The sequence below is a fragment of the Labedella phragmitis genome (assembly GCF_004078635.1).
Lineage (GTDB): Bacteria > Actinomycetota > Actinomycetes > Actinomycetales > Microbacteriaceae > Labedella > Labedella phragmitis.
The window spans coordinates 455,705-478,076 of sequence record NZ_RZNB01000002.1 but is presented as its reverse complement, the minus strand read 5'-3'; the positions used below and the strand labels follow the sequence as shown (position 1 = coordinate 478,076).

General features: G+C 67.4%; 24 protein-coding genes. 18 read left to right on the top strand and 6 right to left on the bottom strand.

Translation table 11 applies throughout. The features are described 5' to 3' along the window. Positions 1-110 precede the first annotated feature (110 nt). The 4 genes from ELQ90_RS06960 (at position 111) to ELQ90_RS06945 (ending at position 4,714) form a co-directional block, all read left to right on the top strand. Positions 111-1,757, top strand: coding sequence for a hypothetical protein (locus ELQ90_RS06960; protein ID WP_128494540.1), 1,647 nt, complete (start codon positions 111-113; stop codon positions 1,755-1,757). Between the two features lie 62 nt (positions 1,758-1,819). Continuing rightward, the gene (gene hisD, locus ELQ90_RS06955) at positions 1,820-3,139 is read left to right on the top strand and encodes a histidinol dehydrogenase (RefSeq protein WP_128494539.1); all 1,320 of its coding nucleotides are present in this window, start codon (positions 1,820-1,822) and stop codon (positions 3,137-3,139) included. Positions 3,140-3,148: 9 nt separating this feature from the next. Continuing rightward, positions 3,149-3,625, top strand: a complete 477-nt coding sequence (gene nrdR, locus ELQ90_RS06950; RefSeq protein ID WP_128494538.1) for a transcriptional regulator NrdR — start codon at positions 3,149-3,151, stop codon at positions 3,623-3,625. Between the two features lie 24 nt (positions 3,626-3,649). Next, positions 3,650-4,714 carry a quinone-dependent dihydroorotate dehydrogenase gene (locus ELQ90_RS06945; protein WP_128494537.1) on the top strand — a complete coding sequence of 355 codons (1,065 nt, stop codon included), beginning with the start codon at positions 3,650-3,652 and terminating at the stop codon, positions 4,712-4,714. Here ELQ90_RS06945 and ELQ90_RS06940 read toward each other — a convergent pair. Next, positions 4,689-5,279, bottom strand: coding sequence for a DUF3043 domain-containing protein (locus ELQ90_RS06940; protein WP_128494536.1), 591 nt, complete (start codon positions 5,277-5,279; stop codon positions 4,689-4,691). The genes ELQ90_RS06945 and ELQ90_RS06940 overlap by 26 nt on opposite strands. Before the next feature lie 38 nt (positions 5,280-5,317). Here ELQ90_RS06940 and ELQ90_RS06935 point away from each other — a divergent pair, with 38 nt between their 5' ends. The 7 genes from ELQ90_RS06935 to ELQ90_RS06905 all read left to right on the top strand — a co-directional run bounded on the left by ELQ90_RS06935 (position 5,318) and on the right by ELQ90_RS06905 (position 11,505). Continuing rightward, positions 5,318-6,727 (top strand): dipeptidase, encoded by a 1,410-nt coding sequence (locus ELQ90_RS06935; RefSeq protein ID WP_128494535.1) that lies wholly within the window; start codon positions 5,318-5,320, stop codon positions 6,725-6,727. 85 nt (positions 6,728-6,812) lie between these two features. After that, the gene (gene erpA, locus ELQ90_RS06930; RefSeq protein ID WP_208020583.1) at positions 6,813-7,199 is read left to right on the top strand and encodes an iron-sulfur cluster insertion protein ErpA; all 387 of its coding nucleotides are present in this window, start codon (positions 6,813-6,815) and stop codon (positions 7,197-7,199) included. Between the two features lie 177 nt (positions 7,200-7,376). Continuing rightward, positions 7,377-8,282: an aa3-type cytochrome oxidase subunit II gene (gene ctaC / locus ELQ90_RS06925; RefSeq protein WP_128494534.1), complete on the top strand. Its 906-nt coding sequence runs from the start codon at positions 7,377-7,379 to the stop codon at positions 8,280-8,282. Then, a complete protein-coding gene (gene ctaD / locus ELQ90_RS06920) occupies positions 8,279-10,006 on the top strand; it encodes an aa3-type cytochrome oxidase subunit I (protein WP_128494533.1) in 1,728 nt (575 codons plus the stop codon). The genes ctaC and ctaD overlap by 4 nt, the downstream gene beginning before the upstream one ends. Before the next feature lies 1 nt (position 10,007). Further along, entirely contained in the window at positions 10,008-10,427 is a 420-nt protein-coding gene (locus ELQ90_RS06915; protein ID WP_128494532.1) for a cytochrome c oxidase subunit 4, read from the top strand. A gap of 8 nt (positions 10,428-10,435) precedes the next feature. Continuing rightward, complete coding sequence (locus ELQ90_RS06910; protein WP_128494531.1) at positions 10,436-10,882, top strand: GNAT family N-acetyltransferase; 447 nt, start codon at positions 10,436-10,438, stop codon at positions 10,880-10,882. A 143-nt stretch (positions 10,883-11,025) separates the two neighbouring features. Beyond that, positions 11,026-11,505 (top strand): hypothetical protein, encoded by a 480-nt coding sequence (locus ELQ90_RS06905; RefSeq protein WP_128494530.1) that lies wholly within the window; start codon positions 11,026-11,028, stop codon positions 11,503-11,505. Here ELQ90_RS06905 and ELQ90_RS06900 read toward each other — a convergent pair. The 5 genes from ELQ90_RS06900 to ctaE all read right to left on the bottom strand — a co-directional run bounded on the left by ELQ90_RS06900 (position 11,460) and on the right by ctaE (position 16,407). Beyond that, positions 11,460-12,071: a P-loop NTPase family protein gene (locus tag ELQ90_RS06900; protein ID WP_128494529.1), complete on the bottom strand. Its 612-nt coding sequence runs from the start codon at positions 12,069-12,071 to the stop codon at positions 11,460-11,462. The two genes, ELQ90_RS06905 and ELQ90_RS06900, sit on opposite strands and share 46 nt — an antisense overlap. A 94-nt stretch (positions 12,072-12,165) precedes the next feature. Beyond that, positions 12,166-13,821 (bottom strand): cytochrome bc1 complex cytochrome b subunit, encoded by a 1,656-nt coding sequence (gene qcrB, locus ELQ90_RS06895; protein ID WP_128494528.1) that lies wholly within the window; start codon positions 13,819-13,821, stop codon positions 12,166-12,168. Continuing rightward, complete coding sequence (qcrA, locus tag ELQ90_RS06890; RefSeq protein WP_128494527.1) at positions 13,821-14,888, bottom strand: cytochrome bc1 complex Rieske iron-sulfur subunit; 1,068 nt, start codon at positions 14,886-14,888, stop codon at positions 13,821-13,823. The genes qcrB and qcrA overlap by 1 nt, the downstream gene beginning before the upstream one ends. 57 nt (positions 14,889-14,945) lie before the next feature. Continuing rightward, complete coding sequence (gene qcrC / locus ELQ90_RS06885) at positions 14,946-15,758, bottom strand: cytochrome bc1 complex diheme cytochrome c subunit (protein ID WP_128494526.1); 813 nt, start codon at positions 15,756-15,758, stop codon at positions 14,946-14,948. Between the two features lie 19 nt (positions 15,759-15,777). Then, complete coding sequence (gene ctaE / locus ELQ90_RS06880; RefSeq protein WP_481808280.1) at positions 15,778-16,407, bottom strand: aa3-type cytochrome oxidase subunit III; 630 nt, start codon at positions 16,405-16,407, stop codon at positions 15,778-15,780. Between the two features lie 142 nt (positions 16,408-16,549). Here ctaE and trpD point away from each other — a divergent pair, with 142 nt between their 5' ends. The 7 genes from trpD (at position 16,550) to ELQ90_RS06845 (ending at position 22,365) form a co-directional block, all read left to right on the top strand. Continuing rightward, positions 16,550-17,611, top strand: a complete 1,062-nt coding sequence (gene trpD, locus ELQ90_RS06875) for an anthranilate phosphoribosyltransferase (protein ID WP_128494525.1) — start codon at positions 16,550-16,552, stop codon at positions 17,609-17,611. A gap of 105 nt (positions 17,612-17,716) precedes the next feature. Beyond that, positions 17,717-18,718 carry a dihydroxyacetone kinase subunit DhaK gene (gene dhaK / locus ELQ90_RS06870; RefSeq protein ID WP_128494524.1) on the top strand — a complete coding sequence of 334 codons (1,002 nt, stop codon included), beginning with the start codon at positions 17,717-17,719 and terminating at the stop codon, positions 18,716-18,718. Between the two features lie 64 nt (positions 18,719-18,782). Beyond that, the gene (dhaL, locus tag ELQ90_RS06865; protein WP_128494523.1) at positions 18,783-19,415 is read left to right on the top strand and encodes a dihydroxyacetone kinase subunit DhaL; all 633 of its coding nucleotides are present in this window, start codon (positions 18,783-18,785) and stop codon (positions 19,413-19,415) included. Then, positions 19,412-20,098: a dihydroxyacetone kinase phosphoryl donor subunit DhaM gene (gene dhaM, locus ELQ90_RS06860; protein ID WP_128494522.1), complete on the top strand. Its 687-nt coding sequence runs from the start codon at positions 19,412-19,414 to the stop codon at positions 20,096-20,098. Before dhaL ends, dhaM begins: the two co-directional genes overlap by 4 nt. A gap of 92 nt (positions 20,099-20,190) precedes the next feature. Further along, positions 20,191-20,400, top strand: coding sequence for an Rv0909 family putative TA system antitoxin (locus ELQ90_RS06855; protein WP_128494521.1), 210 nt, complete (start codon positions 20,191-20,193; stop codon positions 20,398-20,400). Positions 20,401-20,416: 16 nt separating this feature from the next. Continuing rightward, on the top strand, positions 20,417-20,776 hold the full coding sequence (locus ELQ90_RS06850) for an RNA-binding S4 domain-containing protein (RefSeq protein WP_128494520.1): 360 nt from the start codon (positions 20,417-20,419) through the stop codon (positions 20,774-20,776). Between the two features lie 131 nt (positions 20,777-20,907). After that, positions 20,908-22,365, top strand: coding sequence for an MFS transporter (locus ELQ90_RS06845; RefSeq protein WP_166408876.1), 1,458 nt, complete (start codon positions 20,908-20,910; stop codon positions 22,363-22,365). The last annotated feature ends 7 nt before the right edge of the window (positions 22,366-22,372 follow it).

The following is a 22,372-nucleotide window of genomic DNA, read 5'->3' as shown; positions in this document are numbered from 1 at the left end:
GGTTAGGGTGGATGACCGTCCCATCGGAGCGATATTCCGATGGACGCCGGAGCATCCCCGCGATGCCCCTCAACGGATCGACCGAGCGATACGCGAGTAAAGGGATGACGATGACCGATCAGAACCAGAACCCCTCGGATCGGAACGACCCGAACCGGCAGGGCGCAGCCCCGGCATGGGGGAGCACGCCAGGGGAGGCCGGAAACGCATCCGGGGGCCAGTACCCCACGGGCCAGCCCGGCGAGTACGCCGGGCGCGACGCCGCCACATCGGGCGGACAGTTCGGTCAGCCCGGCGAGTACGCCGGCGCTCCCACGGCCGACGATCACGTGGGTCGTCCCGCACCCTCGTACGGACCTCCCGCGCCTCTGTACGGCGCTCCGGGCGGTGACGTCACACCCGACCAGAACGCCACCGGCCAGTATCCCGGCGCTCCGTTCGGCGGGCAGTACACCGCACCGCAGCAGGACACCGGACAGTTCGGCGGGTCGGAGCACTCCCCGTTCGGCCATGCCGCGTTCACCGAGCAGTCGCGTGGGCCGCGGCAGAGCACGGACGAGAACGGCGAGCGGTACGGCGTCGGGCCGTTCTCACTCCGCGAGGCGGTCATCGCCGGGCTCGGGCTGCTCCTCCTCATCGCCTCCTTCCTGCCGCTCGTGGGCGGCGACTACGCCGAGTTCGTCGGGTACACCAACCTCTGGGGTCCGACCCCCTGGCTGGTGATCCCGGGCGCGCTCCTCTTCATCGCCGCTGCCGCACTCCTCGTGCTGCGTCGTGTCGTCCCGAAACTCCGGTGGCGCGTCGGCTCCCTCTCGGTCGACCAATTCGCGTCGGCTGCGGCGATCGTGACGGCCGGATTCCACCTCGGTGCGATCCTCCTCATCTCGAGCCTCGGCGCCTGGTTCGGCGGCCTCGAGGACCGCTTCGCACCGGGCGCCGGCCCCATCGTCGGCCTGCTCGTCTCGCTCGTAGCGATCGCCCTCACGACGCTCGCCACATTCATCCCACCGTTCGCCGCCGACTTCCGGGACCGTCCCGAGGCGCCCGCACACCGCTACGCGCGCTCCGCGAAGCCCGTTCCGCAGCGTCCGAAGCCTGCTCCTGCACCCGAGCAGCAGTGGACGCCCGATTCCTCGGCCGAGCCCGCTCCCACCGGATACGCCGATCCGAACGCCGGGTGGAACACCGCCACGGCAGCGCCCGCTGAGCAGTGGCCCGGCTCGGTCGCATCCGCGGCCGAGCCCGATCACGGCGACGTGGCGGCACCTGTCGACGCCGCTCCCGCGACGGCGGCGTACGCGTACCGCCCGGACGAGCAGGTCGCTCCCACGGCGTCTTCGTCCGTCGACACCTCCTCCCTCGAGGAGGACATCAGGACGGACGATCCGTTCGCGGCGCGTGAGCCGATCGTCGCCTTCAGCGACGAGCCGAGCGCGAACACCACGCACGACGAGTCGACCGCGAACACCACGCACGTCGAGCAGGTCGCCGAATCGCTGTCCTCCGAGCGTGGGGAGCCGACTGTCGCCGAGACCGCCCCTCCCGCCGTTCCGCAGCCCGAGCCGTTCGCTCCGTACTGGGTCCTCGCCCCCGAACAGCGCCAGGTCGTCGATCTCCACTCGGGCACGCCGCTCTTCGAGGTCGGACCGACGGCGTGGTCGCTCGCCGTGGGGGAGCGGGACGGCGGTCTCGTCATCCGCGCAGACGACGGACGCGTCGGCCTGCTCCGGGCCGTCGACGGTCTGACGAGAGGCTGACTCTCCCCGGACGAGGAGCCCCGGGGAAGGCGCGGTCGTGCGGCCGGTAGGCTGGATACGACATGATCCAGACCATCGACCTTCGCGGCCGCGCCCGGGACCGGGCGACCCTCCGCCGTCTGATCCCGCGTCCCATCCTCGACATCGACGTCGCGAGCTCCTCCGCTCGTGACCTCATCGGCGACGTGTCCGAGCGCGGGGAGAGCGCGCTCCTCGAGCAGTCGGAGCGGTTCGACGGCGTCCGACCGCAGCACGTCCGCGTGAACGCCGACGCGATCGACGCGGCCCTCGCGGCGCTCGATCCCGCCGTTCGCGCGGCTCTCGAGGAGGCCATCCGGCGCGTGCGCGCCGCGTCGGCGGCCCAAGTACCCGTCGCGACGCGCACCGAGTTCGGCTCCGGCGCGCTCGTGGAGCAGCGCTGGCACCCCGTCGAGCGAGTGGGTCTCTACGTCCCGGGCGGCAAGGCCGTCTATCCCTCGAGCGTCGTCATGAACGTCGTTCCGGCCCAGGTTGCCGGTGTCCGATCGATCGCCCTCGCCTCTCCCGCTCAGCGGCAGTACGACGGCGCCGTCCACCCGACGATCCTCGCTGCCGCCGGCCTGCTCGGCATCACCGAGGTCTACGCGATGGGAGGCGCCGGAGCGATCGGCGCGTTCGCCCATGGAGTCCCGTCCATCGGGCTCGAGCCCGTCGACGTCGTCACCGGTCCCGGCAACATCTTCGTGGCCGCGGCGAAGCGCCTCGTGAAGGGGCTCGTCGGCATCGACTCGGAAGCGGGCACGACGGAGATCCTCGTCATCGCCGACGCGTCGGCGGACGCCCGTCTCGTCGCCGCCGATCTGGTGAGCCAAGCGGAACACGACGAAGCCGCCGCCTCGTTGCTCGTCACGGACTCGGCTCCGTTCGCTGCGGCCGTCGAGCGTGAGCTTCCCGCCATCGTCGCCTCGACGGCGCACTCGGAGCGTGTCGCCACTGCCCTCGGCGGCCCCCAGTCCGCCGTCGTGCTCGTCGATGATCTCGAAGCCGCCGCGGACTTCAGCAACGTCTACGGGCCGGAGCACCTCGAACTCCAGGTCGAGGACGTCGCGGCGCTGCTCCCGCTCATCCACTCGGCCGGTGCCGTCTTCGTCGGCCCGCATTCGCCGGTGAGCCTCGGCGACTACCTCGCGGGCTCGAACCACGTGCTCCCCACCGGGGGCGGCGCGCGCTTCTCCTCGGGTCTCGGAGCGTTCACGTTCCTCCGACCGCAGCAGATCGTCACGTATTCCGAGACCGCCCTCGAGACGGTCGCCCCGCACATCGTCGCGCTCTCCACCGCCGAAGACCTTCCCGCCCACGGTGAGGCCGTCACCGCACGGTTCGCGCCGCGACCCGTCGACTGAGGACGTTTCATGCACTGTCCCTTCTGCCGATTCCCCGACTCCCGCGTCATCGACTCGCGGACGAGCGACGATGGTCTGTCGATCAGACGTCGACGCCAGTGTCCCGAGTGCGGGCGCCGCTTCAGCACGACGGAGACGGCGAGTCTCAACGTCATCAAGCGCAGCGGCGTGGTCGAGCCGTTCAGCCGCGATAAGGTCGTGAGCGGCGTCCGGAAGGCCTGCCAGGGCCGTCCCGTCACCGACTCGGATCTCGCCGTCCTCGCGCAGCGCGTCGAGGAGGCTATTCGACAGACCGGATCGTCGCAGATCGACGCCAACGACATCGGACTCGCCATCCTGCAGCCGCTCCGGGAGCTGGACGAGGTCGCCTACTTGCGGTTCGCGAGCGTGTACCAGGCCTTCGATTCGCTCGACGACTTCGAAGAGGCGATCACGCTCTTGCGCGTCGAGCACGCGGGCGACGAACAACCGCGACGGAGTGAATAGCGGCCCCGCTATTCTGGAGCCGGCATGTATCGCATTCTCTTCTCCCTCGTCCTCAAGCGACTCGACCCGGAGCGGGCGCACCACTTGGCCTTCTCGGTCATCCGTGCGATCCCCGCCGTTGGTCTCGCTCCTCTCGTGCGTCGGTTCACGAAGCCGTCCCCGGAGGACGCCGTCTCGACCCTCGGCTTGCGGTTCTCCTCACCGTTCGGCGTCGCGGCCGGCTTCGACAAGAACGCCGAGGCCGTCATGGGACTCGGCGCGCTCGGTTTCTCGCACGTCGAGGTCGGAACGCTCACGGCCGTCGCGCAGCCGGGTAACCCGAAGCCACGCATGTTCCGTTTCGTCGCCGACCGTGCGGTCGTCAACCGAATGGGCTTCAACAACGGGGGCGCGGCCCTCGCGGCCGAGCGGCTCGTGGCCCTTCGTCGACGTGAAGACCGGCCGGTCATCGGTGTCAACATCGGGAAGAGCCGGGTCGTGGACGTCGACGACGCGGTCGACGACTACCTCGAGAGCACCCGGATCCTCGCTCCGCTCGCGGACTACCTCGTCGTCAACGTGTCGTCGCCGAATACGCCGGGACTCCGTGGGCTGCAGGAGATCGACCGGCTCGCTCCGCTGCTCGCCGCTGTCAAGGCGACCGCGGGCAGGACCCCTCTCCTCGTGAAGATCGCGCCGGATCTCGCCGACGACGAGGTCGTACGGATCGCGGAACTCGTCGTGAGCACGGGGCTCGACGGAGTCATCGCCACGAACACGACCATCTCGCGAGCAGGTCTCCGCACGTCCGCCGACATCGTCGAGAAGGCCGGGGATGGAGGGCTCTCCGGAGCGCCCCTGCGGTCTCGGTCGCTCGAGGTCCTCGCTCTCCTCCGGCGCGAGCTTCCCACCGGGATGTGCGTCATCTCCGTCGGGGGAGTCGAGACAGCCGAACACGTCCGGGAAAGACTCGAAGCCGGCGCGACCCTGGTTCAGGGCTACACCGGCTTCGTCTACTCGGGGCCGCTCTGGGCGCGATCGGTGAACCGAGGACTCGCGCGCCAGAGAAGCAGGAGCGTCTCGTCTACTCCGGGAACTGCCGACGCTTGACCTGCGGCTTCGGCAGGCGCAGCACACGCAGCTGAAGCGAGCGCATGGCGGCGTACCACCGGACCCCGCGTTCGACCTTCGACTCGCCGAACTTCTCGGCGAGCCGCTTGCGGAGACGCCGTCCGAGCAGGAACACGTCGACGAGAGCGAGCAGGAAGAACGCCCAGATCACGAGCATCGCGTAGACCTGGACCTCCGCGCTCGGGATGAGCGTCAGGAGAATCACGGCGAACATGATCGGAATGAGGAACTCGCCGACGTTGAAGCGGGCGTCTACGTAATCGCGGATGAACTTCTTCTGCGGGCCGCGGTCCCGCGCGGGGAGGAAGCGCTCGTCACCGGCCGCATAGCCGACGCGGGCCTTCTCGCGGGCCTCCGCCATCTTGGCGCGGGCTTCCTTCGCGGCGAGCTTGCGATCACCGGGGACGAGCGGTCGCTTGTTCGCCGCCTCGCGCTCTTTGCGCGTCGGCGTCGGACGCCCCTTGCCGGCCGCGATGCGCGCCTCGATCTCCGCCTCGGCGGTCGTCGAGGTCGTCGTCGGGTTGTCTGTCTTGTTCCTGGTCACGTCGGTTCCTCCACCCACTGCCTCTTAAGATTACCTCTATGAGCGATTCCTCTCCCTCCACGCCCGACCAGACCGCCGTCGACCGTGCTCTCATCGACGCCGTCCAGCTCGGAATGCCGTCCACGATCGCCGATCTGTCGGCGCTCGTCCGCATCCCGTCGGTCTCGTGGGCGGCCTTCGATCCCGCGCACGTCCAGTCGAGCGCCGAGGCCGTCGCGGCCCTCGCCGAAGCCACCGGCGTGTTCGATTCCGTGCGGATAGCCCGCGCCGCGATCGGTGACACCGAGGAGCTCGGCCAGCCAGCCGTGCTCGCACATCGAGCTGCCCGCAACGGCGCGCCGACCGTGCTGCTGTACGCCCATCACGACGTCCAGCCCCCCGGCCGCGACGAGGACTGGGACACCCTCCCGTTCGAGCCGACCGTCGTGGGAGACCGGCTCTACGGGCGTGGCGCCGCCGACGACAAGGCCGGTGTCATGGCGCACATCGCTTCCATCCGTGCCCTCACCGAGGTGCTCGGCGACGGTTTCGACCTCGGTCTCGCTCTCTTCATCGAGGGTGAGGAGGAGTTCGGATCGCGCTCCTTCGAGACCTTCCTCGCGGAGAACGCGGACGAGTTGCGAGCCGACGCCATCGTCGTCGCCGATTCCGGCAACTGGGACGACGTGACCCCGGCGCTCACCGTGAGCCTGCGGGGCAACGTGACCTTCCGCCTCACGGTGCGTCCGCTCGAGCACGCGTCGCACTCCGGCATGTTCGGGGGAGCGGTGCCCGACGCGATGCTCGTGATGATCCGACTCCTCTCCTCTCTCTGGAACGAGGACGGCTCCGTCGCCGTCGAAGGACTGACGTCCCGTGAGGGCATGACGCCGGACTACGACGAAGCGCAATTGCGCTCGGAGACGGGGCTCATCGACGGCGTGCAGCCGATCGGCGCGGGCTCGCTCCTCAGCAGGATCTGGTGGCAGCCGTCGATCACGGTGACGGGAATCGACGCGCCGACCGTCGCGAACGCCTCGAACACGCTCATCCCCGAGGTCTCGGTGCGTGTGAGCGCGCGGATCGCTCCCGGCCAGAGCGCGGCGGAGGCCGCGGACGCCATCGTGCGACACCTCGAGGCCAACGCGCCGTTCGGCGTCGTGCCGACGATCGACGACATCGACACCGGAAACCCCTTCCTCGTCGACACGTCCGGACCCATCGTCGCGGCGACCAAGCGGGCGATGGCGGACGCATGGGGCGTCGAGCCGGTCGACTTCGGCGTCGGCGGATCGATCCCGTTCATCGCGAGTCTCGTCGAATCCTTTCCCGACGCCGAGATCCTCGTGACCGGCGTGGAGGACCCGCATTCGCGTGCGCACAGCCCGAACGAGTCCCTCCATCTCGGTGTGTTCCACCGCGCTGTGCTCTCCGAGGCACTCCTGCTCGCGCGTCTCTCGTCCCGGTGACGCGCCTTCGGCCCAACCTCCGGATCGGCGCGGTAGAATCGACGCGACCGGTGAACGCCGGTCCACCGACCATCCGAGGAGAGTCATGACGGACACGATGACGCCGGCGCCGGCAACCGATCTCGCCGGCGAGGCGGAGAAGAAAGCCCACGGCGTCGCCCTCAGCGACACCGCGGCAGCGAAGGTCAAGAGCCTGCTGGCCCAGGAGGGCCGCGAGGACCTGCGTCTGCGCGTCGCCGTCCAGCCCGGCGGCTGCTCAGGACTCATCTACCAGCTGTACTTCGACGAGCGTTTCCTCGACGGCGATGCCGCAGTGGACTTCGACGGCGTCGAGGTCATCGTCGACAAGATGAGCGTCCCGTACCTCGACGGGGCATCCATCGATTTCGAAGACAGCATCCAGAAGCAGGGCTTCACGATCGACAACCCGAACGCCCAGGGAAGCTGCGCATGCGGAGACAGCTTCCACTGATCATCCGGCTCGTCGGAAGCGGGGGTCGACCGTCCGGTCGGCCCCCGCTTCCGTGTATCCACGCGGGTTATACAGGATTTCGACAGATCGTAGAAACACAGCTCCGTGGTCATCGGCTCCCGCTGTCTTCGGGCTAGACTGTCAGGGAACCAACAGTGTCTTGCGAAAGGTCCCCAGGTGCGCTCGAACAGACGACTCCGCTGGGCTGCAATTCCGGTCGCTCTCACCCTCGCGGTAGTGCTCGCCGGCTGCACCCAAGCCGAACTGCACGGCTATCTGCCGGGCTTCACGGAGGGTGAGGCGCCCGTCACGGACCGCACCGAGATGGTGGCGGGTCTGTGGACCAACTCCTGGATCGTGCTCCTCGTCGTGGGTGTCATCACCTGGGGCCTCACGTTGTGGGCCGTGGTCGTCTACCGTCGCCGCAAGGGCCAGACGGGCCTTCCGCTCCAGCTCCGGTACAACATGCCGATCGAGATCTTCTACACGGTCGTGCCCCTCATCCTCGTCCTCGGCTTCTTCGCCTTCACCGCTCGCGACCAGGCCATCATCGAGACCCAGTTCGAGCAGCCGGACGTCGAGATCGACGTGTACGGCAAGCAGTGGGCGTGGGACTTCGTGTACGAGGGCGCGGCTGACGGCGAAGACGTCTGGTCGGCCGGAGTCCAGGCTCAGGACATCGAGGGCGCCTCGGAGGACGGCTCGGTCGACCAGGAACAGCTCCCGACGCTCTACCTGCCCGTCGACGCCAAGGTCAACTTCGACCTCAACTCGCGCGACGTGCAGCACTCCTTCTGGGTCATCGACTTCCTCTACAAGAAGGACCTCTATCCGGGCATCACCAACCACATGTCGGTCCAGCCCCTCCGCGAGGGCACGTACGCCGGCAAGTGCGCCGAGCTCTGCGGCGAGTACCACTCGCGCATGCTCTTCAACGTCAAGGTCGTCTCCCAGGAGGAGTACGACGAGTACATCCAGTCGCTCGTCGACGCCGGCAACGTCGGTGACTACGGCGACACGTACGACAGGAACTACACGCCCGGTCTGACCGGCGGCGAATCGGAAGAGGGAGCGGAGTCATGACGAGTACCGTCGACCTGCCCACCGGCCAGGCCAAGGTCGTGAACACGACCCGCGTCGAGCGCAAGGGCAACGTCGTGGTCAACTGGATCACGTCGACCGACCACAAGACGATCGGGTACATGTACCTGATATCGTCGTTCATCTTCTTCTGCATCGGCGGCGTGATGGCCCTCATCATCCGCGCGCAGCTCTTCGAGCCCGGCCTCGAGGTCGTGGCGACGAAGGAGCAGTACAACCAGCTCTTCACGATGCACGGCACGATCATGCTGCTGATGTTCGCGACCCCGTTGTTCGCCGGCTTCGCGAACGTCATCATGCCGCTCCAGATCGGTGCTCCCGACGTCGCCTTCCCGCGACTCAACGCGTTCGCCTTCTGGTTGTTCCTCTTCGGCAGCAGCATCGCCGTCGCCGGGTTCCTCACGCCGGGAGGCGCTGCCGCGTTCGGATGGTTCGCCTATACGCCCCTGTCGAGTACGACGTTCACTCCAGGCCTCGGTGGTCATCTCTGGGTGTTCGGACTGGCTCTCAGCGGTTTCGGCACGATCCTGGGCGCTGTGAACTTCATCACCACGATCATCACGATGCGCGCTCCCGGCATGACGATGTTCCGCATGCCGATCTTCACGTGGAACATCCTCGTGACGTCGATCCTCGTGCTCCTGGCGTTCCCGGTCCTCGCCGCGGCGATGACCGCTCTCGGTGCCGACCGTGTCTTCGACGCCCAGATCTACGACCCGGCTCTCGGCGGCGCCATCCTCTGGCAGCACCTGTTCTGGTTCTTCGGCCACCCCGAGGTGTACATCATCGCGCTGCCGTTCTTCGGCATCGTCTCCGAGATCTTCCCGGTGTTCAGCCGCAAGCCGATCTTCGGCTACAAGACCCTCATCTACGCGACGATCGCGATCGCCGCCCTGTCCGTCACGGTGTGGGCCCACCACATGTACGTCACGGGTTCCGTGCTGCTGCCGTGGTTCGCGCTCATGACGATGCTCATCGCGGTCCCGACCGGCGTGAAGATCTTCAATTGGATCGGCACGATGTGGCGTGGCTCGATCACGTTCGAGACGCCGATGCTCTGGAGCATCGGATTCCTCATCACGTTCACGTTCGGTGGCCTCACGGGTGTCATCCTGGCCTCGCCGCCGCTCGACTTCCACGTCTCCGACAGCTACTTCGTCGTCGCGCACTTCCACTACGTCGTGTTCGGCACCGTCGTGTTCGCGATGTTCGCGGGCTTCTACTTCTGGTGGCCGAAGTGGACCGGCAGGATGCTCAACGAGAAGCTCGGATACTGGCACTTCTGGATCCTCTTCATCGGATTCCACATGACGTTCCTCATCCAGCACTGGCTCGGCGTCGTCGGCATGCCGCGTCGCTACGCGACCTACGCGCCGGAGGACGACTTCACCTGGATGAACCAGGTGTCGACGATCGGGGCCATGGTGCTCGCGAGCTCGATGATCCCGTTCTTCCTGAACGTCTTCATCACCGCCCGCAAGGCTCCGAAGATCACCGTCAACGACCCGTGGGGTTACGGGGGATCGCTCGAGTGGGCGACTTCGTGCCCGCCCCCGCGGCACAACTTCACATCGATCCCGCGCATCCGCTCGGAGCGCCCTGCGTTCGACCTCAACCACCCCGAAGCGATGCCTGTCGGCGTCGGTCCGGCCAAGGACGCCCCCGACGCCCCGGTGTACGATGCCGGCGACGAGAAAGTGAAGTGACGTGAAAGCAAATACCAATCTCTTCTGGCTGCTTTCGGCGTTCTTCGGTCTCTCGGCCGTCGTCTACACCGGCTGGAACCTGCTCGACGACAAGCACATCGTCGAGTGGGTCGGGACGGTCGCGCTCGTCCTGAGCGCCGCGCTCGGCGCCTTCCTGGCGTTCTACCTGGGTCGCGTGCGCAGCCACCAGGGCGGCGAGTTGCCCGAGGACACGCTCACGGCGGACATCGACGACGGAGACCCCGAGCTCGGGCACTTCAGCCCGTGGAGCTGGTGGCCCATCTTCCTGGCCGGAGCCCTCGCACTCGTGTTCCTCGGCGTCGCGATCGGCCCCTGGATCGCCTTCATCGGCTTGCCGCTCGTACTCATCGCCATCGTCGGTTGGTGCTACGAGTACTACCGCGGATTCTTCGCGCGCTAGGAGCCGCTGTGACGCTCATCCGACGGGGAACCCTCGACGACCTGGACGCGGTCTTCCACCTCGCCCAGCAGTTCGTGACGGAGAAGGCCGGTATCGATCTCGACGGCTTCACCGTGGCTTTCAACAACGTCATCCGGTGGCGCGAGAACGAGACGAACGTCCTGCACGTGGCCGAGAGCGACGAGGGCGCCGTGATCGGCTACACCCTGATGAGTGTGTCGCGACTTCTCCACGTCGCTGGCCTCACGGCTCACCTGCAAGAGCTCGTCGTCGACGAGTCCGCTCGGGGCCACGGCGTGGGTTCGGACCTCGTCTACGCGAACGAGCTCTACGCCATGGAGCGCGGAGTGCGGCGCTTGACCATGTCCACCTCGCGAGCCGGGGAGTTCTACCGCCGGCTCGGGTACGAGGTCACCGCGGAGTTCTACAAGAAGATCCTGCCGCTCGGCGGCTGACCTCGAGCGGTCAGGACCGAACCGTGCGGCGAGTCGAGGCTTGCGGCGTGACAGGTGCCACAGGTCGGCGAGGCAGCCCGAAGCCCGATCGCGGTGTAGGCGGCTTTCGTCCCCGTGTCAGTATCGGTCGGTACCTCGCGGTCATGACTCTCGTTCTGATCGTCACGTGCGGTTTTTACGCCCTCGTCGTGTCTCTCTCCGATGCCGGAGGAATCGGAATCGGAACAGCCCTCTTCCTGCCGTATGCTCACGCCTTGGCGGCGGTGTTCGTCGGACCGGCCTGCGTCATGGGCACGCTCGCCGGGCTTGCCACAATCGGGCTCTCGCGGCGAGGGCGCATGTCGCTGCAGATCTGGTCGACGGCCACCATCTCGGCCCTCTGCGTGGTCGGCGTCCTCGCCGTCGCCCAGTTTCCGTTCGAATGGTACGCGTCCGAACCTCTCGAGCTGGATGGCGTCGGGCCACTTCACCCACTCGCCGCGATCGGTGGGTACAGCGCCCTCCTCATCGCGCTCACGTCCATCCTCGCTACCGTCGGCCGGCGCTATATCTGGACTCGCGCTCCCGCGCCCGAACGTCATAGGGTCGTCGAGACGGACGCGGTCCTACCACCCGGCGGCTGAGCCCCGAGATCGTCGAGCCACCGCTCGGTCTGCCGCGGCGACGTGAAGCGACGCACGTCGAGCGCGGCCGTCGACGTCTTCTCGAGAGCCCTCATTCGTTGGCGGTTGAGCTCGAACATGGTCCATGCCCACCGGACGATGTGCTCCCGATCAGTCATGATCGTTCGGAGCGGCGGCTCCTGATTCCCGTTCCAGAGCTCGACCCGGCGAATGCGACGACGGAGCGTTCGCCGGACGACGCGCGTCATGACACGCGCCCTGCTGTAGTCGAGGGCCACGAGAAGTTCGGCACGCTCGAGCAACAGCGACCTGACGGGCGTGTACTGCCACTCCGACACCCACGCGTCGGACCGGACGATCTGTTCGACGTCGCGTACGAAGCCCTCCCGAGGGATCCAATCGGGTCCGTGGTACAGCGCGTCGAGTTCGGTGTAGGGGAGTCCCAGCCGCGCCGACAGTTCCCGCGCGAGAGTGCTCTTACCCGCGCCGGCGGAGCCCGCGACGAGGATGCGCCGGGGAAGTGCCACCCCGGCGTGGTCGGCGGTGCGGGAACGATCCTCGGACATACGAAACGGCCCCTCTCCTGTTCGGCGCCATCGATGTTACTCGACGAGCTCCGAGGAGAGGGGCCGTTCGCTCGACCGACTCAGACTGCGGCGGTCAGTGGTTCTGGTGCGACGACTCGATCTCGACGTGGTCCTCGTGGTGGTGCGAGGCCTCGATCTCGCCACGCGTCGGGGGAGCGATGCGGTCCTCGAAGAACCATCGCGACAGTGCGGCACGAGCACGCTGGCCCACCGAGATCTTGCCTCGCGAGTTCGGACGGATCATGAGCGGCTTGTAGTCGTGGTAGCTCACGAGCTTCCAGCGCTGGTACTCGTCGATCGGCTCGTGCTTCTCGATGTACTCGCCGCCGGGGAGCCGGATGATGCGGCCCGACTCGTAGCCGTGGAGCACGATCTCGCGGTCCTTCTTCTGCAGGGCGAGGCAGATGCGCTTCGTGATGAAGTAAGCGATGAACGGCCCGGCGATCACCACGAACTGGAGGGCATGGATGACACCTTCCATCGTGAGCTTGAAGTGCGTCGCGATGATGTCCGAGCTCGCAGCCGCCCACAGGCCGGCGTAGAACGTGAGGCCGGCGGCACCGATCGCCGTCCGGGTCGCGGCGTTGCGCGGCCGGTCGAGGATGTGGTGCTCGCGCTTGTCACCCGTGACCCATGCCTCGATGAAGGGATAGATCATGGCGAGCACGATGAAGAGACCGAGCGCGCCGAGCGGGATGAGGATGTTGAAGGACCACGTGCGGTCGAACAGCACGAACTCGAGGTGCGGAGGAATCAATCGGAGGGCGCCGTCGGCGAATCCGATGTACCAGTCGGGCTGGGTTCCCGCCGACACCGGTGACGGGTCGTACGGACCGTAGTTCCAGATCGGGTTGATCGTGAAGAACGTCGCGAGCAGCACGATCACGCCGAACACGATGAAGAAGAAGCCACCGGCCTTCGCGGCGTAGACGGGAAGCACGGGGTAGCCGACGACGTTCTGCTGCGTCTTTCCCGGGCCCGAGAACTGGGTGTGCTTGTGGACGACCACGAACACCAGGTGCAGCGCAATGAAGAGCAGCACGAGCGCGGGGAGGAGCAGGATGTGCAGCGTGTAGAGGCGTCCGACGATCGCGGTACCGGGGAACTCGCCGCCGAAGAGCAGGAACGAGATCCAGGTGCCGACGAGCGGGATGCCCTTGATCATGCCGTCGATGATCCGCAGGCCGTTGCCCGAGAGCAGGTCGTCGGGCAACGAGTAACCGGTGAAGCCCTCGGCCATAGCGAGGATGAAGAGAACGAAGCCGATCACCCAGTTGAGTTCGCGCGGCTTGCGGAAGGCACCCGTGAAGAAGATGCGCATCATGTGCAGGCCGATGGACGCCACGAACAGCAGTGCGGCCCAGTGGTGGATCTGCCTCATGAGCAGGCCACCGCGGATGTCGAACGAGATGTCGAGCGTCGACGCCATGGCGGCCGACATCTCCACACCCTTCAGAGGGACGTAGGAGCCGTCGTAGTGCACCTCTGCCATCGATGCTTGGAAGAAGAACGTCAGGAACGTCCCCGAGAGGAGGATGACGACGAAGCTGTAAAGGGCGACCTCACCCAGCAGGAACGACCAGTGGTCGGGGAAGACCTTGCGGCCGAACTCTTTGACGACGGCGGAGATCGAGGTGCGCTCGTCGAGATAGTTCGACGCGGCGGCCGTGAAGCCGCCGGACTTCTTCTCGACGGACGTCTCGGGCCGCGTAGCGGTTGACGTGCTCATCAGTGACGCTCCCAGAAGGACGGTCCCACGGGCTCGCGGAAGTCGCTCTGCGCGACGAGGTAACCTTCGTCGTCAACGGCGATCGGGAGCTGGGGGAGGGGTCGTGCTGCCGGCCCGAAGATGACGGCTGCGTGGTTGGCCACGTCGAACTGCGACTGGTGGCACGGGCACAGCAGGTGGTGGGTCTGCTGCTCGTAGAGGGCGACGGGGCAACCGACGTGTGTGCAGACCTTGGAGTAGGCCACGATGCCGTTGTACGACCAGTCCTTACGTGATTCCTCTTCGACGAGGTCTTCCGGCTTCAACCGCATGAGGAGGACGATGGCCTTCGTCTTCTCCTCGAGCATGTGCTCGGAACCCGGGAGGTTCTCGGGGATGACGTGGAAGACGGAGCCGATGGTGACATCGGAGGCCTTGATGGGCGTTCCGTCGGGGTCGCGGGCGAGGCGGGTGCCCGCCTCCCACATCGTGTGGCTGAGGAGTTCGACCGGGTCCTCGCCCTCGGGAGCGAGGCCGCGGAAGAGCACGACGGCCGGAAGCGGGAACGCGATGAGCGATCCGATGAGCGTGTTGCGGATGAGCGACCGGCGCCCGAAACCGCTCTCCTGGTTCGCCTCGTCGAAGATCTCGACGGCACGGGCACGCGTCTCGTCCGTCCCGCGGACGGGGTGGCGGATGTCGATCGCCTCGTGATCCGCCATGAGCGCCTTGCCCCAATGGACCGCGCCGATCCCGATGCCGAGGAGGGCGAGGGTCATGCCGATACCGATGAACATGTTGTTCAAGCGCACCGAGAGGAGGTCCTCCGGGACGATCGGGAACGCCATGTAGGCGGCGACCGCGAAGATGCTGCCGGCGAGCGAGAGGTAGAAGAGCGTGTAGACGGCGCGCTCGGCGGTCTTGGCCTTCTTGGGGTTCGTGTCGGTGACGCGCAACCGGTGCGGAGGCAGACCCGGGTCGCGGACGGCGTCGGAGGACACGACGGCCGTGCCCGGCGAGACGGCATGCGCCTCGTCGTGGTCGCCGGCAGCGGCGAGTTCCGTGCCGCTTGTACCGTCCTGTGCCATGTTGCTCCTTCTACTTTCCGTACTGCGTTCGTCGATGCTGTGGGGTCGCGGAGGCGACTAGTTGGACCGAGCCGTGATCCACACGGTCAGCGCCACGATGATGCCCATTCCGGCGATCCAGAGGAAGAGACCTTCCGCGACGGGGCCGAGGGCTCCGAGCGGGTGGCCACCGACGGAGGTCGAGTTCTCCTGGAACTTGAGGGCGGTGATGATGTCGCGCTTGTCCTCTGGGGTGAGGTTGGCGTCGTTGAAGACCGGCATGTTCTGCGGGCCCGTGAGCATCGCCTCGTAGATGTGCGACGGCGTGACACCCGTGAGGGCCGGAGCGTACTTGCCCTCGGTGAGGGCTCCACCGGCGCCGGCGACGTTGTGGCACATGGCGCAGTTGACGCGGAAGAGCTCGGCCCCCCGAGCGGCGTCGCCCTCGGCATCGAGGTACTGATCCTCGGGAATCGACGGGCCGGGAGCGATCGACGCGACGTACTGCGCGAGGGCGTTGACCTGGTCGTCGGTGAACTGGACCGGCTTGACGGGGGCCTGAGGAGCGTGGGCCTGGAGGGGCATTCGACCCGTGCCGACCTGGAAGTCGACGGCGGCCGAACCGACGCCGATGAGGCTGGGGCCGTCGTCGCTGCCCTCGAGGTCGAGACCGTGGCACGTGGCGCAGTTGGCTTGGAAGAGCTTCTCGCCCTCCTCGACGGTGGCCTGGGTCGCCGTCGAGGACGTGTCCGCGACGGCGGTGGACGAGCTGACGAGGGCGTAGGCGCCGCCGGAGAGCAGGAGGCCGAGCGCGATGAGCGAGACACTCGCGAGAGGGGAGCGGCGTCCGGTCTTACGGCCGGCTCGTGGCTTCCGGGAAGTTCTGAACATGTGTGTGTGCGCTCCGGTGCTATTTCAGGACGTAGATGACGAAGAAGAGGCCGATCCAGACCACGTCGACGAAGTGCCAGTAGTACGAGATGACGATGGCGCTCGTGGCTTCACGATGCCCGAAGGACTTGACCGCGTAGGCGCGTCCGATCACGAGGAGGAAGGCGATGAGTCCGGCGGTCACGTGGAGGCCGTGGAAGCCCGTCGTGAAGTAGAACACCGAGCCGTACGAATCGGAGCTGAGCGTGACGCCTTCGCTCACGAGGGTCGCGTACTCCCAGATCTGACCGGCGACGAAGATCGCACCGAGGGCGTAGGTGAGGAAGAACCACTCCACCATGCCCCAGTCCTTCGGATTGCCCGAGGTGGAGCGCGCCTTCGACTTCTCCGCCGCGAACACGCCCATCTGGCACGTCACGGAGGACGACACCAGGATCAGCGTGTTGACCAAGGAGAACGGCACGTTGAGGAGGCCGGACTGTTCGGCCCAGAGCTCGGGCGCCATCGATCGGAGGGAGAAGTAGATCGCGAAGAGGCCGGCGAAGAACATCACTTCGCTGCCGAGCCACACGATCGTCCCCACCATCACCGGGTTCGGTCTGTTGAGTCGCTGCGCTGCGGCCGCGAAGTTCACTGGAGTGCTCGTCACCGTTCCATTATGGCCGATCCCGAGTCCGAATTCGTGCACCACGGAGCTCGTTCTACAAGTTGTCGAACTTAGGCGAGCCTTAGTCGACGCCGGGAAGGCGCCGTGAATCCGGTGCGAGAACGCCGCTCACTAGAATCGGACCATGACCTCCACCCCGTCATGGCCAGCGCTCATCTCGACTCTCCTCGACCGCGAAGACCTCAGCGTGGCGCAGGCCACCTGGGCGATGCAGCAGGTCATGACGGGCCAGGCGACCCCGGCTCAGCTCGCCGGCTTCCTGGTCGCGTTGAGCGCGAAGGGGGAGACGGTGGACGAGATCGTCGGCTTCCGCGACGCCATCCTCGAACACGCCATACCGCTACCGGCCGACTCCATGGCCCTTGACATCGTGGGCACGGGCGGGGACAGATTCGGCACGGTGAACGTGTCGACGATGGCGTCGGTGATCGCGGCCGCGTCGGGTATCCCGGTGATCAAGCACGGAAATCGGGCCGCGAGCTCGAAGTCCGGATCGAGTGACGTGCTCGCCGCTCTCGGCCTCGATCTGACGCTTTCGCCGGAACGCGTCGCGGCGACGGTCGACGATGTGGGGATCACCTTCGCATTCGCTTCGGCGTTCCACCCCGGGTTCCGCCACGCCGGTCCCGTCCGGGCCGATCTCGGCATCCCGACGGTCTTCAACTTCCTCGGCCCGCTCTGCAATCCGGCGCGTCCGGAGGCCTCGGCGGTCGGCGTCGCCTCGCTCGACCGCGTCCCCCTCATCGTCGGCGTGTTCCAGACGCGGGGTGCCACTGCCCTCGTCTTCCGCGGCGACGACGGGCTCGACGAGCTCACGACGACGGGCCACTCGCACGTGTGGGAGGTGAGCAGGGGACTCGTCACCGAGCATGACCTCGATCCGCGCGACCTCGGCATCCCGCGGTCCAGGATCGAGGACCTCGTCGGAGGAACGCCGGAGGAGAACGCCGCCATCGTGCGGCGGACACTCGACGGCGAGACCGGTCCCGTGCGCGACATCGTCCTCCTCAATGCCGCGGCGGGGATCGTGTCCTACCGTTTGGCCGAGGACCCGTCGCGTGTGCAGGAGAGCTTCGTCACGCGGTTCCGCGAGGCTCTGGCCGTCGCCGCCGAGACGGTCGACTCCGGGGCGGCGACGCGCACTCTCGACGCCTGGATCGCCGCGACGCGAGCACCGGCGGCCTGACTCGGTCGACTCCTTTCCCGCCGAGCCCTTTCCGGCGTACGGTGTGTGGAGGCGGGCCTCCCGCGGCCACCTGACCCGACCCTCCCGACGACCCCGGAGATTTCAATGAAGAAGCTCATCAACGATCCGAAGAATGTGGTGCAGGAGTCCGTGGCGGGCTTCGCAGCCGCGCATTCCGACATCGTCACCGCGTCCACCGACCCTCTCTTCATCGTCCGCTCCGACGCGCCCGTCGCCGGCAAGGTCGGGATCGTGAGCGGCGGGGGAAGCGGCCACGAGCCCCTCCACGGCGGGTTCGTCGGGCACGGCATGCTCGGCGCTGCAGTGCCGGGACCCGTCTTCACCTCGCCGACGCCCGATCCGATCGTCGCGGCCACGAAGGCCGTGGACGGCGGGGCGGGCGTCCTCCACATCGTCAAGAACTACACGGGCGACGTGCTCAATTTCGAGACCGCCGCGGATCTCGCCGCCGCCGACGGCATCGAGGTGCGCTCGGTCGTCACGAACGACGATGTCGCCGTACAGGACTCGCTCTACACGGCGGGACGCCGCGGTGTCGGCGGGACCGTCCTCGTGGAGAAGATCGCGGGAGCGGCCGCCGAGCGGGGGGACGCCCTCGACGAGGTAGCCGCGATCGCCGAGCGGGTCAATGCGAATGTCCGCACGATGGGTGTCGCCCTCACGCCGTGCGTCGTCCCGCACGCGGGCGAGCCGAGCTTCACGCTCGGTGACGACGAGATCGAGATCGGCATCGGTATCCACGGCGAGCCCGGTCGGGAGCGCATCGCCCTCGAGCCTGCCGACGCCATCGTCGACCGCTTGCTGGCACCGATCCTCGACGACTTTCCCTTCGAGTCGGGTCAGTCGGTCCTCCTGTTCGTGAACGGGATGGGCGGGACCCCTCTCGTCGAGCTCTACATCGTCTACCGCCATGCGGTCGAGGTCCTCGCGCAACGGGGCATCACGGTCGTCCGTAACCTCGTCGGCAACTACATCACCGCCCTCGAGATGCAGGGAGCATCCATCTCCGTGTTGAAGCTCGACGACGAGATGACCGAGCTCTGGGACGCACCCGTTCAGACGGCGGCGCTCCGATGGGGTCGCTGATGCCGGTGCGGCTGACGTTGAGGGACGATGGGCGCGAGCGACGCGTCCGGAAGGGAGTGGACGAATGACGCTGGGGACTGATTGGGCCGTCGCGTGGGTGCGGCGGGCAGCAGAGGTGATCGCGGAACACCGCGTCGAACTCATCACGCTCGATCGGGAGATCGGAGACGGTGACCACGGCGAGAACCTCGACCGGGGCTTCACCGCCGTCCTGCCGAAGCTCGACGCGCTCCCGGGCGACTCGACTCCCGGCGATGTGCTCAAGGTCGTCGCGACGACGCTCATCTCGACCGTCGGCGGCGCCTCCGGCCCGCTCTTCGGAACGGCCTACCTCAAGGCGTCAGGAGCGATCGCGGGTCGAGCCGAGATCGACGCGACGGGCCTCGTCGAGCTCCTGACCGCCGCTCGCGACGGCGTCGTCCTGCGTGGGAAGGCCGAGGCCGGCGACAAGACGATGATCGACGCGTGGACGCCCGCCGTCGATGCCGCTGCGGCCGCCGCCGAGTCGGGCTCCGACGAACGCGAGGTCCTCGAGGCCGCCGCGGCCGCCGCCGAGGCCGGCGCCGTCGCGACCGAGTCGCTCGTCGCGCACAAGGGACGCGCGAGTTACCTCGGTGAGCGGGCCGTCGGTCACCGCGACCCGGGCGCTCAGTCGAGCGCGCTGATCCTCCGCGCCGCTGTGGAGGCGGCGAGGTGACGGTCGGGATCCTGATCGTCTCCCACTCGGAGAAGATCGCCGAGGGCGTCGTCGATCTGGCCGGACAGATGGCGTCTGGAGTGACGATCACGCCGGCAGGCGGAACGGATGACGGGCGCATCGGGACGAGCTTCGACCGCGTGACGGCAGGCCTCGCAGCGACCGACTCCGGCGACGGCGTCGTCGTGCTGTGCGACCTCGGGTCCGCCGTCCTGACGGCGGAGACGGCCCTCGACTTCCTCGACGATGAGGCACGAGCGCGAGTCGAGATCGTGGATGCGCCCCTCGTGGAGGGCGCCGTCGCCGCGGCCGTGGCCGCCGCGTCCGGATCGGCGCGTGCCGACGTCGCGGCCGCGGCCCGCACGGCGAACGGGGAGACCGCGGTCGCCGACGCGCCGACGTCGCCGGCCGACGCGACGACGAGCGGTCCGTATGAACGCTCCGTCGTACTCGTCAACCGTGACGGTCTGCACGCGCGACCCGCTGCCGAGTTCGTCAAGCTCGCCTCGCGGCAGGACGCGCCGGTCACCGTCAACGGCAAGGATGCGAGGAGCCTGCTGGCGATCATGGGCCTCGGCCTGACGGCCGGTTCCACGGTCACGCTCTCGACGCCCGACCCGGCCGGACGACCGGCGGTCGACGCGCTCGCGGAACTCATCGAGTCCGGTTTCGGCGAGACCTGACGACGCCCGACCCATTGACCTGAACCACCCCACCACGTCCGTCGGACGCGAACCGGCGAGCGGACGACAACGACGACAGATCGGATACACACATGGGCATCGACGACATCTCGAAGAAGGCGCAGGAGTTCCTGAAGGACGAGCGCGTCACGAAGGCGCTCAAGAGCGAGAAGGCCGAGGGAACGAGCGACAAGATCCTCGACGGCATCGCGGGGGCCGCCGACAAGGCGACCGGCGGGAAGTATCGGGACCAGATCGACAACGCGAAGAAGGCGGCCGACAAGAAGATCGGCAACCAGTAGCGGGTGTCGACGGCCGATGGTGACAGTTCGCGTCGATAGCTGGATCTGGGCCGTCAGGCTGACGAAGACCCGATCGGCGGCGACGGCCGCGTGCAAGGCAGGGCACGTCCGCGTCAATGGCGAGCGTGCGAAGCCGGCTCAACCCGTTTCCGTGGGGGACGAGGTACGCGTCCGCATCGGCGACGAGAGGATCGTCGTCGCGCGTGCGCTCCTGGTGAAGCGTGTCTCGGCCGTGGTCGCTGCGGAGAGCTACAGCGACCTGACCCCGCCGCGTCCGCCGCGCGCCGAGACGCCGACCGACGTGACGCGCGACCGGGGGAGCGGTCGCCCGACGAAGCGCGATCGACGCGATCTCGAGCGCCTGCGCGGCCGCTGACGCTCCGGCACTCGCCGGAATCGACCGCACCGGGCGATTTATACTCCTCCGACCGCTCGCCGGGCAAGGGGCGAACCGGGGTTCGCCGCCCGCCTCGATCGCGGGTCTAGGGTGAACGCCGAGGAGGCGCAATGTCGACCACTGATGTACACGAGGACACCGCACCGATCCGCAGCCTCGTGCCCGCCCGGATGGACCGGTTGCCGTGGACCCGGTTCCACTGGTCGATCGTCGTCGGCCTCGGATTCTCGTGGGTTCTCGACGGTCTCGAGATCCAGATCGTCGCGTCCGCCGGCTTCCAGAAGGAATTCGGCCTCGCGGCGGCGGAGGTGGGGATCACCGCGACGGTCTACCTCATCGGCCAGGTCATCGGCGCCCTCGTCTTCGGTCGGCTCTCAGACCGGCTCGGACGCAAGAAGCTCTTCCTCCTCACCCTCGCGATCTACCTGATCGCGTCGGGCCTCGCCGGTCTCGCGCCGAACTACGAGATCCTCCTCGTGTGCCGATTCATCGCGGGAGCGGGTATCGGCGGCGAGTACGCCGCCATCAATTCCGCGATCGACGAACTGATCCCGGCGAAGTACCGCGGGCGCGTCGACATCGCGATCAACGGCACCTACTGGGGCGGGGCGGCTCTCGGTACGGCCTTCAACTTCTTCTTCCTGAACGAGTCGATCTTCGCGGAGAACGTCGGCTGGCGTCTCGCGTTCTTCATCGGCCCCGTCCTCGGGATCCTCATCATCTTCCTGCGGCGCCACATCCCGGAGAGCCCGCGATGGCTCATGACGCACGGGCGCGAGGAGGAGGCCGAGCGCACGGTCGACGACATCGAGGGCCGTGTCGAGCGCGAGGGCGGGACCCTCGAGAAGGTGGACGATTCGCAGGCCATCGAACTCAAGACGACCGGATCGATCCCCTTCCGCGTGATCGCGCGGGTCCTCCTCAAGGACTATCCGAAGCGCACGCTCGTGGGAGCGACGATGATGATCACGCAGTCGTTCCTCTACAACGCGATCTTCTTCACCTACGCTCTCGTGCTGCAGAATTTCTACGGCCTCGACTCGTCGACGACCCAGTTGTACTTCTTCCCCTTCGCGATCGGAAACCTCGTCGGTCCATTCGTGCTCGGTCACTTCTTCGACGTCTGGGGGCGGCGCAACATGATCCTGCTGACCTACGGCGTCTCCGGCGTCGTGCTGGCCATCTCCGCCGTGCTTTTCCAGGCGGACATGCTGACCGCGACGACGCAGACGATCTTCTGGTGCGTGGCTTTCTTCTTCGCTTCGGCGGGCGCATCGTCCGCCTACCTCACGGTGAGCGAGATCTTCCCGCTCGAGCTCCGCAGCCAGGCCATCTCGTACTTCTTCATCATCGGCCAGCTCGCGGGCGCTTTCGCGCCGACGATCTACGGCATCCTCGTGGGAGACGGAACCGACCGGGGACCGCTCACGATCGGGTACTTCCTCGGTGCGGCGATCATGATCGTCGGTGGCATCGTCGCGAAGATCTTCGGGGTCGACGCCGAGCGGCAGTCGCTCGAGGCGATCACGAAGCCGCTGTCGCTCTACGAGACCGGGACCGCGAGGTAGGCCCGGT